This window comes from Saccharopolyspora elongata, assembly GCF_004348985.1.
Taxonomy (GTDB): Bacteria; Actinomycetota; Actinomycetes; order Mycobacteriales; family Pseudonocardiaceae; genus Saccharopolyspora; species Saccharopolyspora elongata.
In genome coordinates, this window is the sequence record NZ_SMKW01000024.1 from 57,525 (window position 1) to 71,556 (window position 14,032).

14 protein-coding genes are annotated in these 14,032 nt (G+C 67.1%); 9 read left to right on the plus strand and 5 right to left on the minus strand.

Features of this window, described 5'->3' with window-relative positions; genetic code table 11:
* Positions 1-52: 52 nt before the first annotated feature.
* The gene (locus E1288_RS19210) at positions 53-985 is read right to left on the minus strand and encodes a LysR family transcriptional regulator (RefSeq protein ID WP_132486981.1); all 933 of its coding nucleotides are present in this window, start codon (positions 983-985) and stop codon (positions 53-55) included.
* Positions 986-1,068: 83 nt separating this feature from the next.
* Here E1288_RS19210 and E1288_RS19215 point away from each other — a divergent pair, with 83 nt between their 5' ends.
* A complete protein-coding gene (locus E1288_RS19215) occupies positions 1,069-1,830 on the plus strand; it encodes a sulfite exporter TauE/SafE family protein (protein WP_132486983.1) in 762 nt (253 codons plus the stop codon).
* Positions 1,831-2,016: 186 nt separating this feature from the next.
* Entirely contained in the window at positions 2,017-2,184 is a 168-nt protein-coding gene (locus E1288_RS47025) for a hypothetical protein (RefSeq protein ID WP_165968177.1), read from the plus strand.
* Between the two features lie 277 nt (positions 2,185-2,461).
* On the opposite strand, the gene csb2 is transcribed toward E1288_RS47025, so the two are convergent.
* Both csb2 and E1288_RS47030 read right to left on the minus strand, forming a co-directional pair.
* Positions 2,462-3,133, minus strand: a complete 672-nt coding sequence (gene csb2 / locus E1288_RS19220) for a type I-G CRISPR-associated protein Csb2 (RefSeq protein ID WP_165968178.1) — start codon at positions 3,131-3,133, stop codon at positions 2,462-2,464.
* On the minus strand, positions 3,133-4,170 hold the full coding sequence (locus E1288_RS47030; RefSeq protein ID WP_165968179.1) for a hypothetical protein: 1,038 nt from the start codon (positions 4,168-4,170) through the stop codon (positions 3,133-3,135). Before E1288_RS47030 ends, csb2 begins: the two co-directional genes overlap by 1 nt.
* A 176-nt stretch (positions 4,171-4,346) precedes the next feature.
* Here E1288_RS47030 and E1288_RS19225 point away from each other — a divergent pair, with 176 nt between their 5' ends.
* The 6 genes from E1288_RS19225 to E1288_RS19250 are packed head-to-tail and all read left to right on the plus strand — an operon-like array spanning position 4,347 to position 11,037.
* Positions 4,347-6,233, plus strand: a complete 1,887-nt coding sequence (locus E1288_RS19225) for an RAMP superfamily CRISPR-associated protein (RefSeq protein ID WP_165968180.1) — start codon at positions 4,347-4,349, stop codon at positions 6,231-6,233.
* The gene (locus tag E1288_RS19230; RefSeq protein WP_132486989.1) at positions 6,230-7,573 is read left to right on the plus strand and encodes a Cas10/Cmr2 second palm domain-containing protein; all 1,344 of its coding nucleotides are present in this window, start codon (positions 6,230-6,232) and stop codon (positions 7,571-7,573) included. Before E1288_RS19225 ends, E1288_RS19230 begins: the two co-directional genes overlap by 4 nt.
* A complete protein-coding gene (locus tag E1288_RS19235) occupies positions 7,564-8,136 on the plus strand; it encodes an RAMP superfamily CRISPR-associated protein (RefSeq protein WP_235883661.1) in 573 nt (190 codons plus the stop codon). The genes E1288_RS19230 and E1288_RS19235 overlap by 10 nt, the downstream gene beginning before the upstream one ends.
* Complete coding sequence (locus E1288_RS19240) at positions 8,133-9,341, plus strand: type III-B CRISPR module-associated Cmr3 family protein (RefSeq protein WP_132486991.1); 1,209 nt, start codon at positions 8,133-8,135, stop codon at positions 9,339-9,341. The genes E1288_RS19235 and E1288_RS19240 overlap by 4 nt, the downstream gene beginning before the upstream one ends.
* The gene (locus E1288_RS19245; protein WP_132486993.1) at positions 9,338-10,603 is read left to right on the plus strand and encodes an RAMP superfamily CRISPR-associated protein; all 1,266 of its coding nucleotides are present in this window, start codon (positions 9,338-9,340) and stop codon (positions 10,601-10,603) included. The genes E1288_RS19240 and E1288_RS19245 overlap by 4 nt, the downstream gene beginning before the upstream one ends.
* Positions 10,600-11,037: a hypothetical protein gene (locus E1288_RS19250; protein WP_132486995.1), complete on the plus strand. Its 438-nt coding sequence runs from the start codon at positions 10,600-10,602 to the stop codon at positions 11,035-11,037. The genes E1288_RS19245 and E1288_RS19250 overlap by 4 nt, the downstream gene beginning before the upstream one ends.
* Before the next feature lie 857 nt (positions 11,038-11,894).
* Here the strand turns inward: E1288_RS19250 and E1288_RS19255 are convergent.
* Entirely contained in the window at positions 11,895-12,086 is a 192-nt protein-coding gene (locus E1288_RS19255; protein WP_132486997.1) for a DUF397 domain-containing protein, read from the minus strand.
* A gap of 40 nt (positions 12,087-12,126) precedes the next feature.
* Complete coding sequence (locus E1288_RS19260) at positions 12,127-12,990, minus strand: helix-turn-helix domain-containing protein (RefSeq protein ID WP_132486999.1); 864 nt, start codon at positions 12,988-12,990, stop codon at positions 12,127-12,129.
* A gap of 562 nt (positions 12,991-13,552) precedes the next feature.
* On the opposite strand from E1288_RS19260, the gene E1288_RS49840 reads away from it, so the two are divergent.
* Positions 13,553-13,678 carry a hypothetical protein gene (locus E1288_RS49840; RefSeq protein WP_268951847.1) on the plus strand — a complete coding sequence of 42 codons (126 nt, stop codon included), beginning with the start codon at positions 13,553-13,555 and terminating at the stop codon, positions 13,676-13,678.
* Positions 13,679-14,032: the final 354 nt, after the last annotated feature.

Below are 14,032 nucleotides of genomic sequence, written 5' to 3' on the forward strand. Positions count from 1 at the left end.
CAGTCCTCCACTCGGCAAGGGTGGGGTAGGCGGCGCGGCGGCCGGCCAGCCGTCATGGGCCGACGGGGTCTGCGCGTGTGCTTCGGGAGGCAGGATCGAAGAGGGCGGCGTGGCGCAGGTGTTCGGCGAGTGAGGTGACGGCCGTCGAGGCGGCGTTGTCCTTGACGCCCCAGGCCAGCAGATGGTGGCGGCGAGCCCAGGGGTCTTGCAGTTCGCACACCTCGAGTGGCTGGTGGGGGTCGATGGCGGGACGCGGTACGACGGCGAGTCCGACTCCGGCGGCGGCGAGGGCGACGAGGACGTTGAGATTGGCGACGGTGGTGCGGTAGCGCACCACCGGGGCGTGTGGCGCGAGGTGCTTCTCGATCCAACGGCGCAGCGAGGAGTCGGCGTTGAGCCCGATGAGGGGGTGTTCGGCGACCTCGCTGTAGGTCAGCGCGGTCCGCTCGGCGAGGATTCCGCCGGCCTGGCCGATCACGACGAGGGAGTCGTCGCCGAGGGGCTCCATGTGCAGGCCGCAGTCACGGGCCTCGTCGTCGAGGACCACGCCCAGGTCCGCCTCGCCGTCGGCGAGCATCCGCACGGTCTGCGGGGTGCGGCTCTCGGACACCGTGACGTCGACGTCCGGGTGTGCTCGGAGGAACGAGACCAGGGCCCTCGGCACGAGCCGGTGCATCGCGGAGCCGCCGCCCAGCAAGGTCAGGGGAGCGGTGGGAGACCGGGTATAGCTCGCGACGGCACTTTCGAGTCGCGCGGTCTGGGCGAGCACGTCCCGTGCGTGGCGGGCCAGGGTCGTCCCGGCCGGTGTCGGCCGCACGCCCCGCCGGCCGCGGATCAGCAGTGCCACGCCTGCCTGGCCTTCCAGCGAGCGCACTCTGGCGCTGGCCGAGGGCAGGCTCAGGTGCATCCGGCGAGCACCCGCCGTGATCGACCCCTCGGTCACGACGTGGAGAAAGAGCCGCAGGTCGTCCAGGTCATAGCGCACCGCCTCAGCCTAAGTCCCAGCCTTAGGCCGGGTATGTCGATTACGCATTGTGGACCCGCTGGTCACGGGACGATGCTCGGGCTGTGATCGAGACTTTGCTCGTCCTGCTGATCGGTATCGCCGCAGGAGCGCTGAATGCCATCGGTGGTGGGGGTACGTTCGTCGCGCTGCCCGCTCTCGTCGCGTTCGGGCTGCCACCGGTGACCGCGAACGCGTTATCGCGGGTCGCCCTCGTGCCTGGGGCCGTGGCCAGCGCGTGGGTCTACCGACGCGAGCTCACCCCGGTCGGAGGAACGTCCACGAAGGCGCTGACCGCGATCAGCATGGCCGGCGGCGGGGTCGGTGCCGGCCTGCTGCTGGCACTGCCGGCATCGTCGTTCGACGCCGCGGCGCCCTGGCTGCTCGCCTCCGCCACGCTGATCCTCGCTTTCGGGCGGCGCCTCCCCCAAGCGTTGAGCACCGTGCTGGGCCGCCCGGTCGGCATGAGTACCCGAGCCGTCCTGATCGGTCAGTTCTTCCTCGCCATATACGGCGGATACTTCGGCGGTGCCGTAGGCATCACGATGCTCGCGCTGTGGAGCATCGGGCTCGGACTCGACGCCGCGACCAGCAACCCGATGCGGGTCGTGCAGCTCGCGGCCGTCTTCCTCAGCGCGGCCGTGCTGTTCCTCTTCGCTTCGGACGTGCTGAGCGCTCCGCTCGTCCTCGCAGCCATGCTGGTCGGCGCGGTGGCCGGCGGCTGGGCCGGCGCCCACCTCGCCCGCCGTCTCCCCGCCTCGCTACTGCGGGGCAGCATCCTGGCCATCGCTGTGATCATGACTGTCATGTACTTCTTGCGCGGCTGAGCATGCGGGGAGCGAGCTACCGCACCGAGAGCCGGCCGTTCCGCGCGTAATGCCGGTCCGATCGGTGAGCGCGAGCAGAAGCCCGACGGCACCACCTGTTCCCCCTGGCACCGCGCCGATTTTCGCCGGCCCGGTCCCAAGTTGACGACATACCGGGAAGCACTCCTGATCGCTCGGAGGAGAGAGATGGCCACACCGTCGTCCGGCACACCGTCCGATGTTGCCCGGCTGCAGCGACAGTTCGCCGTGCGCGCTTTGGCCCTCGCGCTCCTCCTCGGCATCACGGGCGAAATGCTGCTGACCATTCTCGCCGCGCTCGTCGGTCTCGGACTCCTCGTGCCATTGGCCCAGTGACCCGCGGGGCTACCGACCCGACCGGAACGCGGCCGCCCGAGGCGTACCGGTGCGTCTCAGAGCACCAGTACCTCCACCTCGGCCGAGAGCACCGGCAGGCTGCTGATCCCGGCGCGGAGGTTGGAGCAGATCGGCGGACCGACCCGGCGATCTCGAATCCGCTGCTCACCGCCGAGTTTCCCAGGATCTCCGCGGGATTGCGCACGTCCCCGAACACGACAAGGTAAACCCGTTCAGACGATTCCCAAGGCGTTTCGAGCGAAATCGAGTTCCGGCCCTAACGAGGCACGCAGAGCCCCATGCCGAGATACCGCTGTGCACCGAGCAGAACCGGGCCCGACACCGGCGTCGGGAACTCCAGGAGGACATGTATGAAGGGACGCGGCACCTTCTCCCTGCGGGCGAGGTCGCCGGGCCTGAGGAACGCGCCACCGCGCACCAGCGGGTCGTGCCCTGTGGTCACGACCGTCGGTTCGGGAAGCCCGACACGTTGGCAAGCGCGGCCGACCTCTGCCTCCTCGTTGTCCCTTCCGGAGAACCGGTCGAGCACCATCGGCGTAACCGTGGCCCAGCGCCGCGCCCGCCCGAACCACCACTCCGGCTCCAGCGGAGTCCCCGCCGGAGTGCGGCGCCGAAGGCGCAGGTGCGCACCTGGCAGGCGAAGCTCGAAGCTCTCCGCCAGCGCGGCGTCGACGGCCGCGACGAGGTCCGTCCGCCCATCGGGAACCAACAGCCCGACGCCGAGCACATCGCCGCCCGCATCGGGATGCCCGGCATCGAGCAGCGGCAGGTAGGCGACGTGTGGCCGGTTGTCCGCGCCGTGACCGCTGATCTCCGGCGGAATCGGATCGGGCACCCGGCTCATGACGGTCTTCCGCAAGCATCCGGCAACCGCACCGGCCATCCGCCCGCGAACCCGGATGTGCTGTGGAAAGGAGTACGTGAGCATCAAGCCGCACCGCCCCGGATCTGCCGCACGGTGAACCCGGTGGTCGGCTGTGACGAACGGACCCGCATCGGGATGTAGGTCTCCGTCTCCGAGTCGTAATGCATCAGGTAGGTGTTGCGGTAGAAGGAGCGGCGGTACTGCATGAGCTGCCATCCTGCGGCGAAGGCAACGGTTTTCGGCATGTTGGCGAATACCACGAGTTCGTCGTCGGGATGCTCTTCCTTGATGCGGAACAACTCCGCCGTGACCAGCTGGCTGAGCCGCTTCAGCTCCTCGCCGGTGAAGACCGGTCTATGGTTCTCGCTGATCAGGATGTCGTCCGAGTCGCTGATCGTGTAGCAGGTCCGGACCCCGGCCGCCCGGAAGTGCCGGAAGCGGTGCTTGTAGAACTGGTCGGAGAACTTGGCGAGACCGATGTGCACACCGATGCGCTCCGCTGTTGCGTCCTCGACGCGCTCCGCTCTGGCGGCCAGCTTCGGCAGATCTTTCTCCAACAGCAGGGGAAGTTCGAAATGCTGCTCCTTCTCCCCGGGCTGGGTCGGCAGCTCCACCATCCTGAAGTCGTGAGTGCGCGCCGGGAGGTAGCCGCCGACGGCCATCGCTATCGGCCACAGCATGACCGGCGCGACAGAATGCTTGCCATCGTCTGGCGTGGTGTTGACCAGCAACTGCAGCTGAGCTCCGGCTTCGCGGCAGTCCGCTTCCAGGTCGATGACATCGTTGGCCGTGCTCGTTTCGAAATCGAGCCAGCGGTGCAGCACCCGGATCGACATGTGCTTCTTCGCCGCTACCGCACGGGAATTCCGCCCCTGCTCCTGCGTGCGGTCGCGCATCCCCTCGTCGAGCACCTGCACGCTGAACAGCGTTCCCGATGTCTGGCGCACCCCGTACCGCAGCCACACCGCGCCCCCTGCGAAGAGCAGCACTGCGACCAAGATGCCCAGCCGTTTCGGATCGAACAACGCTTGCGGGTCGCCCTTCGGCAGCAGATCTTCAAGGACCAGCGACAGCATCGCGGTGGCCACCGCACCGAGCATGACTACCGCGATGGAGAAGGCCCGTACGCCTTTCGATGCGTTGCCACGCCGCAGATTCGAGAGGATTCCCATGCCGCTCCACGTCGTTCGGGGGACGCATGTAACCTACCGTGTCGCCGAGTGATTACGCTCGGTTTTCTCCACCTCAAGGGCAGGGTCACCCAGGAGGCAGAGCTTTGGACGAAGTTTTCGTCAACCCGTACACGTTCGTCCCACTGCCGGCGGAGGCGCCGCAGCGCGCGGCACCCAACGGGCACCGGGGAGATCCGGCGCTGCTGTCCGGAAAACTCACCGTCTCGATAGAGGCTGTGACACCTCTGCTCATACGCGGATTCGGCGACGACGACAGCCCCGAACTCCCGACGCGCCCGGACGGCACCGCGTTCATTCCCGGCTCGTCATGGAAGGGCGCGATCCGGTCACTGCACGAGGCGATGACCGGCAGCTGCCTCCGGGTCTTCGACGACGAGTTCGTGCCGAGCTACCGGGATCCCGTCGAGTGGAGCAAGGGCCGGAGGATGGCGGTCGTGACCGTCGCGCCGCAAGGCGACCGGCCACCGGTGCTGGAGCTCTGCGAGCTCGGCGACATGCGCGAGGACCGGCTCTCCGCGAAGCAGCTGGACGACATCAACGCACGACACCCGCTCCTGTCCGGCACGAGATTCACCAAGGAAGACGGCGTTTTCCAGCGGGATCCCAGCGGTGAGTGGGTGCTGTTCCTCAGCGATACCCGTGACGACAGCGGTCCTTACTTCGGGCACCTCCGCAAGTGCAACGGCCAACCGGTCGAGGTGCGGCGGGAAGTGTGGGATCGCTTCCGGGAACTGGTCGCAGGCGCCGATGACCAGCGCCCCAGCGAGCGGGAAGCACAAGACGGACCCATCAAGCTCGTGACCGTCCGTCGCAAGAACGACAACGGTACCGAAGAGGTCTGCACCGTCGGCTACCGGCACATCGCGGGTGCCGAGCTGCGGAAGCACCAGCCGGTATGGGTCACTTGGGATCCCAAGCACGGCATCACGGACCTGGGCCTGGCGATGGCCTGGCGGCATCCCGGCGAACACTCCACCGGGGAGCGCGTCCGGGAGTTCGGGCCGTGCACCTCGGATCGCGAGTTGTGCCCGAGCTGTCGGCTGTTCGGCTCGGCGGACCTGTCCGGGAAGCCGGACGATCCCGAGGCGGCCGATCGGGCAATGCAGCGCTCCTACCGAGGTCATGTGCGGTTCAGCGATGCACTGGCCGACGTGGCGGTGAAGCCGGAGCCGTACACCCTGCCTCCGCTGGGCGTGCCGCGCCCGGGAGCCGGGCAGTTCTACCTGCACAACGACGAATTCGAGGGAAAGACCGCCAGCGGGCAACAGCAGCCGCTGCGGGAGTGGGGTTCCGAGGCCGCCCAGGAGGAACTCCGGGAGCTGCGTGGGCGGAAGTACTACTGGCACACACCGACGTTCAACGGACGCGAGGTCGCCCGCACGCACCAGCGGAACAGCAAGATGGCCGCGGCGGCGGTGGCCTTCCCGGCCGGGACGAAGCTCACCGCCACGATCACCTTCACCGACATCGACCGCGCCCAGCTCGGCGGCTTGCTAGCGGCCCTGCTTCCAGGCCGGGCGATGCAGGCGGGCGGTTTGTTGCAGCACGTCGGCGGCGGGCGGCCGCTCGGTTTCGGCAGCAGCCGGATCACACTGGTCGAGGGCGAAATGTGGACGAACGGCTCCCGCTACGGCGGCGGCTCGGCGCAGCAACCCGTCGACGCCGAGCAACTGCTGGCCGAGTTTCGCGACGCTCAGCCCGAACCGCTGCGGAAAACCCTATGGCCCCAACTCGCCGAGGTCCTGCACCCGGACTCCGTCGATCCGGAGAAGGTCTGGTATCCGCCGGGCAAGCCGTGGGCGCTGCGCGGTTCGGAGAAGTTCGATGCCGGCTTCGCGTTCTGGAAGCACACCTCGGGGTACGGCGAATATCCCCTCACTTCGCTACCCCATGTGGATCCTCGCGCCGAGCACGACCACGAGTTGCCGCTCGTCGTCGAGGAGAATCCGCAGCAGAAGGGGAGCTCGTGAGCGTCTACCTGGACATCGGCGTGGTGCACATCCAGTCGTGGCTGACCCGGACGACGAAGCTGCGCGGCAGGCGCGGCGGATCGACCATGATCTCCGAGGCGACCGTTCCCGAGGCCATCGACAAGGTACTCGAAGGCATGCGGGACAAGGTCGTGCGCAATGACGAGGCCGGCGACATCGACGGCGTCGTCGCGCTGAAGCTGCTGGTCGACGACCAAGACATCGAGCGGCGGGTCAGGCAGCGCGTGATCAGCCATCTTCGTGGAAAGCTGCCGACCGCCACTCTTCGCGCCGGCACGTTCGTCGGTGGGAACTACGCCGAAGCCAAGCTGAGCCCGGCGAAGCGGGAGGACACGTGGTCTCCGGCGGTGAGCGACTGGCCGCCGGGCAGGCCGTGCGGGTGGTGCTACAGCTGGCCCGCAACCCCGAACAACGCCGACGAGGAGAACAACCGCCTGTGCGGGGAATGTGCTCAGCGCAAGGCGGCGGCGATCGACGCCGAGCAGGGCGAGCGGATGCCGCGCCAAGAGAAAGAACTGCTGAGCAGGCTCGGCACGACCACACGGGTCCCGAACATGATGAAGGATCTTGCCAAGCTGAGCAGCGGTGGCACGCACGTGGCGTTGATCTACGCGGACGGCAACGCGATCGGGAAGTTCATCGGCGACCTCCACACAATGCGCCACGAGAAGCGGGCCCGGGAGCTTTTGCAGAAGGTCACGAAGGTGATCGACGAGTCCACGTGGGAAGCCCTTGTCGCAGCCGTCCGGGAGATCTGGGACAGCGACACGGCACCGCCCGTGATCCCACACCTGGTCGGCGGTGATGACGTGCTGATCAGCGTCCCGGCCGACCGGGCCTGGGATTTCGTCCGGAAGCTGCAATCGGAATTCTCGCGGGTGATCGGGAATGCGACGGGAGGAACTGGCGTCACTCCGCCGTCGCTGTCGGCCGGGATCGTGTTCCACCGCCACATCAAGCCGCTTCACGTAATGCACGATCTCGTCTCGACGCTGCTGCGCAGCGCGAAAGCGCTGTACCTCGGTGCCGAGGCCGCAATCGCCTGGCAGGACGCGACGCGCGACGGCGAGGAACCGATCGACCGGACGCCGTTCCGGCACGCCAAACTGGAGGCCGAGACGCCCAAGCTCGCTGCGCTCGCCGCACTCCCCAACGCCGCGCGGCAGCGGCTCGCCGAGCTGCTGCGCTCCCACGACCTCGGCACCAAGCCGGTGGAAGAGCACCTCCGGCGGCTTGGTCTGGCGGGCAAGGTCGCTTCCTTCCGGGAGGATCCGATTCTGTTGGCGGACGCGCTGGGGATGGTGCACTGGTGGCGGTAACCCGGTTCGAATTCAAGATCACCTTCCACGGCCCGTTCCGGGTCGCACTCGGGCAGGGTGGGCCCGGCGTGCACAACACCATCAGCCAGCGGCACGCACTACCTGGCTCCAGCCTCAAAGGCGTCGTGCGCGCCACCGCCGGACTACTGCTCGGTACGGACAACCCGGTGGTGGCCGAGGTATTCGGCTCCAGTCGGCAGCCGTGCCCGTGGCATTGGAGTTCGCCGGTTCCCCGGGCGCACGAACCGGATGAGCAGCCAGCCTGGTATCCGGCGATGCCGAGCGCGCGGGTGCGTATCGATCGCGAGACCCACACCGCGGTCGAGGACATGCTCGTCATCGCCGAACAAACCGGGGCGGAGAGCGCAACCTTCACGGTGACGCAGACCGCCCGCATCGACGATCTGGCCAAGCATCAGGACGTGCTGGTCGTCGCCGCGCAAGCGACCCGGTCGCTGGGCTCGCTGCGGCGGCGCGGCCTGGGCTGGGTGGGCATCGCCTGCACGAGCCACGAACCCGACGAAGACACCGTCCGCCGATTCCTCCAGTTGAAGCAGCCATGACCGAATTCGCAAAGCTGACCGTCACCCTCACCGAGCCCGTCGCGGTGGTCCGCCACCTGCGCAACGACTTCCGCCAGGAGTCCTACGACCACATCCCCGGCACAGCCGTGCGAGGAGCACTGGCCGCGCAGTGGCTGCTCGCGCACGGCGATCCCGATGACGATTTCCTCGAAATCTTCGAAGGAGATGGCGTTTTCGGCCCGTTGCACTCCGCCGCGAGTCTGCCGGTGCCGCTCAGCGTCAAGGTGCACAAGTACCGGGCGGACGACGACTGCCGAGTCCTCTGGTGGGACGCGATCCGCGAGGAGGTGGACGTGTGCCAGTACTGCAAGCAGACGCTCGAATTCAGCAAGGGCGGCCCGATCGGCAAGGTCCGGCGGACGCCGCGCACCCGCAACGCGCTCGACGCGGAAGGCAACGCACGTAGCGGAAATCTGTTCAACCAGAGCAGCATCGCCGCGGGCAACGTGTTCGAGGGCTGGCTGTCCGGGCCCGCGTTGCGCTCGCTGCGAATCGATGGTGAACCGGTGCGAACGCTCTCCCTGGGCGGAAAGCGCACGATTCAGGGCAATGCCGAGGTCGCGATCGATTTCGGCGCCGAGCCGGAGCCGGTGGAACTGGTCGGCAAGGACGTAGTCCTGCGGCTAGCCGCGCCGGGAATCTTCGTAGACAAGCTGGGCTTGCCCGCCGCCGAGCCGGACCTGTGCGAGCTGTCGAAGGTTCTGGGCGTAAAGGTCTCATCGGTGGTGAAGTCCTGGCCGCGCTGGACCGAGGTCGGCGGCTGGCACCTGGCCAGCGGCTTGCCGAAGCCGACCGAGCGAGCGGTTCAGGCGGGCTCGACCTACCGCGTCCGCTGTGCCGAGCGGCCAAGCGAGGCAGCCCTGCGTGCGCTCATGGTTCGTGGAGTGGGGCTGCGGAGGCGGGAGGGTTTCGGCGCGCTGTGCCGGCCGGTTGCGCCGCTTTCCTTCTACGAGTGGGGAGGCGTGCTCGCGAGGCTGCGGGCCGACATGGCCACTGTCGAAAGGACGCTGCCTCAGCTGCATGAACGCACCAGGGAGCTGCGTAGCGGGATCGAGAACGACGCGCCGTTCCAGGATCAGCTGGCACGCGACGACCAGTACTCCATCGCGCTGCGGAAGCTGCTGGATGTCACGGATCCGGTGCTTTACGGCCGCCTGGTGACGAGGTTGGAGAGCGGAAAGTGAAGGTACTTCTGCTGACGGCCCGGATTCGCCTGGAGACCGAAGGTGGCGTGGTCGGCACCGAGGTGCCGACCGAACGGGGCAGCGACCTGCGGCTACGCCGCGACCCGGCCGGCGGCATCCACCTGCCCGGCACGACCGTGGCGGGCAGCCTCCGTGAACACTGCGGCGAGGAACTGGACGACCTGTTCGGCAGCAAGCCGGAGGAGCGGAAAGACCCGGATTCCGAAGACTTCGCCCTGACGCCGTCCGCGATCCAGGTCCTCGGCACCCGCTATCGTCCGGCAGTCGACGATCCTGGGCGGGACGAGACCGGTCACCACGCCCGAACTGCGATCGACCGATCGCGCGGCGCGGCCAGGAACAACGCCTTGCACAGGGTCGAGCAGCTGCCGCGCGGGACCGAGTTCGACATCATGCTGCGCTGGAATAACCCGGATCAGCGGCGCGAGGCGTTCCTGACCAAGCTGAAGTCCTGGCACCCGAGGCTGGGGCGAGGTGTCACCACCGGGGCCGGGAAGTGCCGACTCATCGGCTGGGGTGCCGCCGACTACGACCTGACCACGCCCGAAGGCCTGCTCCATTGGGTCCGCCGCACGGGCCTGGACTCCTACCCCGAACCAACCAGTCAGCCAGTGCCCGCGCCCGCTGCCGAGCCGCTGCTGAACGTGCGGATGACCATTGTGGACGGTCTGCACTGCGGCACTGGTGACGAGGACAAACCCGAGCAGGCGCCGCGCGAGATCTTCCGGCTGGACGATGCTCCAGCGATTCCCGGCTCGACGCTCAAGGGCATCATGCGGTCGCGCGCGGAGTACATCTGCCGCGTGGTCGGAGTTCCGGCCTGCAACGGCCAGGAGGACGACGAGTGCCGGCCGTGCCGGATCTTCGGGTCGGGTGGCCACGAGTCCGCGCGGCGCGGGGCGATCGTCGTGCGCACCGCCGTCATCGAGAACCCGGTGGTGGAGAAGGAGCGTCCGCACGTGGCGATCGACCGGTTCTCCGGCGGCTACAAAGATGGCGCGCTGTACAAGGACGAACTCGTGGTGGCCGGGCAGTTCCGGCTGCGCATCGATCAGATCGGGAAGCTGGAAGACGGCGACCTGCCGCTGCTGAACGCCGTGATCGCCGACTTGAACGACGGATTGATCGGCATCGGTCAAAGCACCATGCGTGGCTACGGAACGGTACGCGTCGCCGACTCCGACTGGCGGGAGCCCGACCTCTCGTCGCTCGCCTCGACGCTCCGGAAGGACGCTGCATGACCTGGCACCTGCACGGCACCGGCCACCGACTGGCCGACGACTGGCGCGAGCTCCGCTCGATCGCTGCGGGCTGGGACGCGAGCTGGGCGGACGTGAACGGCTTCCACCTCGAACCCATGCCCGCCCGGCCACCGATCACGACCCACCTGTGGGCATGGGCCGCACGACGCTGGCTGCGCGTGCGTATCGACGGCACGAACTGGTGGGCAGCCCTGCTGACCAGCGGCGAAGCGGCGGTCGGCGACCTGTGGACCGAGCACGAAGAGCTGCCGGAGCCAAAGATCACCAAGCTTCGGCACTGGCACCATGACGAAGGCCAAGTCCACCAGTTCAAGGGAAACGAAGAGATCCTGAACCGAGACGACTTCATCCAACTGACCCCACTACGCCCCACCACGACCGCCTTCATCGGCCACACCTCGACTCACCGCTGAACCACCTGCGCACCACCAGCACCGCTGGTGATGGTCACCCAACTGCGAGCAGTCCAATGCGAACACCTCCAGGCACGAACCACTCGCAAACCAAAACCGCAGGTCACAGGACGAATAGCAGGAGTGTAAGATCAACGAGAGCCAAGCGAGCGATCTCCACCGGTAACCGCTCGCGTCGATCTTTGAAACCCCAGGCCAAAGCCCATAAAATCGCTAAGCCCTGTCACCGGCACCTAACGCCGGTCCCCCTTGAGGCCGTGCCTTGGCCTCGGCGTGGTTCGCCGCCCCGGACAGCTGTCACCGGCACCTAACGCCGGTCCCCCTTGAGGCAACGAACGCATGCCCACAACCAGCAAGACAGCAGCGCCGCTGTCACCGGCGTCTAACGCCGGTCCCCTTGAGGCGGGCAGAAGATGTCGATCGAGTTGATGATCGTGTCGACCTGTCACCGGCGTCTAACGCCGGTCCCCCTTGAGGCCCTTCCTGCCCATCTCCACCTCCGGCGTTGCAGTCCCAGGCTGTCACCGGCACCTAACGTCGGCCCGGTCCCCCTTGAGGCACGTAGTTCCGGTCGGCATAGACGGTGAATAGGACCTTCTGTCACCGGCGTCTAACGCCGGTCCCTCTTGAGGCGGGGGTGATCGTGGCCAGGCGCTTGTCCAGCTCGGCCTGTCACCGGCACCTAACGCCGGTCCCCCTTGAGGCTTCCGTCATCGTGGTGTTCCCGACATTGAGAGCGCCGCTGTCACCGGCGTCTAATGCCGGTCCGCATTGAGGCCAGCTATCCGCCGGTCGCAGAAAGAGCGGGGCGGGCCACCTGTGGCTGGTGGCCCGCCCCGCTCTTTCTGTCGGTCCGATCAGATGTCGAACGCGCCATCCTGCACTCGACGCACGAACGCGGCGAACGCCGCTCCGTCGACGTCCAGGATCGGACTGCTCTCGCCGAGCTTCGTGTCCCGGATGCCGATGCGGCCCGGGGCGAAGCCGACTTCGACGCAGTTGTCGTTCTGGATGCTGCGTGAGGACTTGCGCCAGTTCGTGAACTTCATGGCGATGATCCCCCGTGTTCAGTTGGAGATGTGCCTGGACTCAGTAGCTCTTCGCTACTTCCAGCACCTTATCCCTGGACTTGACCGGGTCCAGAGCTGCGCCTACCAAACGGCTCCACAACCGGTTGTAAAGATCCACATCCTCGCGATCGTCCAGGTACTTCCCGTCGTGCATCTCTTCGAGGTAGACGAACTCCAGCGGCCCCGAGTTACCCGGGGCATCGATCCTGAACATGGTGAACGCCTGCGGCCGGACATCTGGGTGAGTGCGAGCCCGAAACGGAAGGACTTGCAGGTGGACGTTGGGAAGATCGGCGATCTCCACCAGGTGCTCCAGCTGTTCACGCATGATCTCGCTCGTGCCGACCATCGTCAGTAGTGCTGACTCCGAGAGCACGAACCCGAGCTCAGGCGCTTCGGGCTTGGTGAAGATCTGCTGTCGTTCAGCCCGCGCGGACAGCACATCATCCAGGTTCGGCACCACTTGCGGGACGGCTTCGGCGTGGATCGCCTGCAGATAAGCAGGTGTCTGAAGCAGCCCTGGGATGATCTCGACCTGATACTTCCGGATCGTCGAGGCGTCGGCTTCGAGGTCGACCATCATGCGGGCGTACTTGTGGTAGATCGCCCGGTAGCCCGTCCAGCGGCCGCGTTGTTCGCTGCCCTTGGCCAGGTCGAGGTAGAAGCTCCGGTCGACTCGGACGCGGACCTTGCCGGCGTAGAAGTCGACGAGCTGTTCCAGGACTTGGCGTTTCAGACCGGTTTGGCCCGACTCCAGGCGGCTGATCGTGCTTTCCGCTTTGCCGATCGCGCGACCGGCTTCGGCCAGGTCGCAGCCGGCGTCTTCGCGGAGGTGCCGAAGCTCGTGTCCGAGCTGGAGTCGACGCACTGTTGGTGTCGGCATGTTCGTCAGCCTTCCACGGTCCGGGCGATCAGCGGCGCGATCTCACCCGATCATGTTACTGCCCAAAACGCAATTGCGTTGCTACCTTGATGACGTGCCGAACGGAATTGCATCGAGACGCAGAAGGCAACCGCAGGAGTCAGATTTCGTCTGCTACCAGCTAAATTTGCGCTGGCAGTGAAGAATCTGAAGATCTTGCAATTTGCATTTTGCAGGCCTCGGCGACGCCGGCAAGCACCCCCAGGCGAGCCGGTATCCGCGTCGGTGCTGCGGTGCCTGGTGGGCGTGTTTCCCCCGACCTCGCGCGCCTGCCAGGCACCGCTCCTTGAACTTCCCGAGCAGAACGGACTTTTCGATGAAGACCACCACTGCACCGGTCTCCCGAGGACCTGAGGCCGCTTCTCCCCCGGCCGTGCCGCAGCCTCGGGCGGGAGAGGAGGCGGCCGCTAATGCCCCGACCCCAGCAGGCGGCCGCCCCTCTCCCCACCTCCCCGCACCGCACCGGATTCCGCCCGGCACCCGGGTTCAGGCCCGCGTCTTCGGCGAGCTGATGGAGGGTCACGTGCTACCGCACGACACCTCCACCGTCGGCCGGCTGCCGCTGGTGCCGGTCCAGTTCGGCGAATTCTGCTGCAACCTGCTGCCCACCGATCTGTCCATCATGGACACTCCAGGAACAGCGGGCTGAGGCCGTCGCCCGACGCGACGCGCCCCCTCCCCCGCGGCGCGCGGCGACACCCGGATCGCGGACCTGACCGCACCTGCGATCCGGACGAGCGGGGCCGGGAGCAACGTGGCACCTCCCGGCCCCGCCACAAACCAGCACACGCAAAACATTGTCACCTTCATCGACAACGCCACAACCAGCCCATCAGCAACGGCGGCATCGACAGCACCACCGGAATCACGCGAAGGCTCCGGCGTCACGCCCTCGGCCACGGACCCTTCGCGACCCAAAACCGCAGGCCAAACGACATATCACAGCGGTGTAAGGTCAAAGAACCCCAAGTGAACGATCTCAACCAGAGACCCTTCGCAACGA

Excerpts from the sequence above, each read along its gene's own strand:
- E1288_RS19240 (WP_132486991.1), top strand. The coding sequence starts at position 8,133 with ATGACCGAATTCGCAAAGCTGACCGTCACCCTCACCGAGCCCGTCGCG.
- E1288_RS19260 (WP_132486999.1), bottom strand. The coding sequence starts at position 12,990 with ATGCCGACACCAACAGTGCGTCGACTCCAGCTCGGACACGAGCTTCGG.
- csb2 (WP_165968178.1), bottom strand. The coding sequence starts at position 3,133 with ATGCTCACGTACTCCTTTCCACAGCACATCCGGGTTCGCGGGCGGATG.
- E1288_RS19250 (WP_132486995.1), top strand. The coding sequence starts at position 10,600 with ATGACCTGGCACCTGCACGGCACCGGCCACCGACTGGCCGACGACTGG.
- E1288_RS19255 (WP_132486997.1), bottom strand. The coding sequence starts at position 12,086 with ATGAAGTTCACGAACTGGCGCAAGTCCTCACGCAGCATCCAGAACGAC.
- E1288_RS47025 (WP_165968177.1), top strand. The coding sequence starts at position 2,017 with ATGGCCACACCGTCGTCCGGCACACCGTCCGATGTTGCCCGGCTGCAG.
- E1288_RS47030 (WP_165968179.1), bottom strand. The coding sequence starts at position 4,170 with ATGCTCGGTGCGGTGGCCACCGCGATGCTGTCGCTGGTCCTTGAAGAT.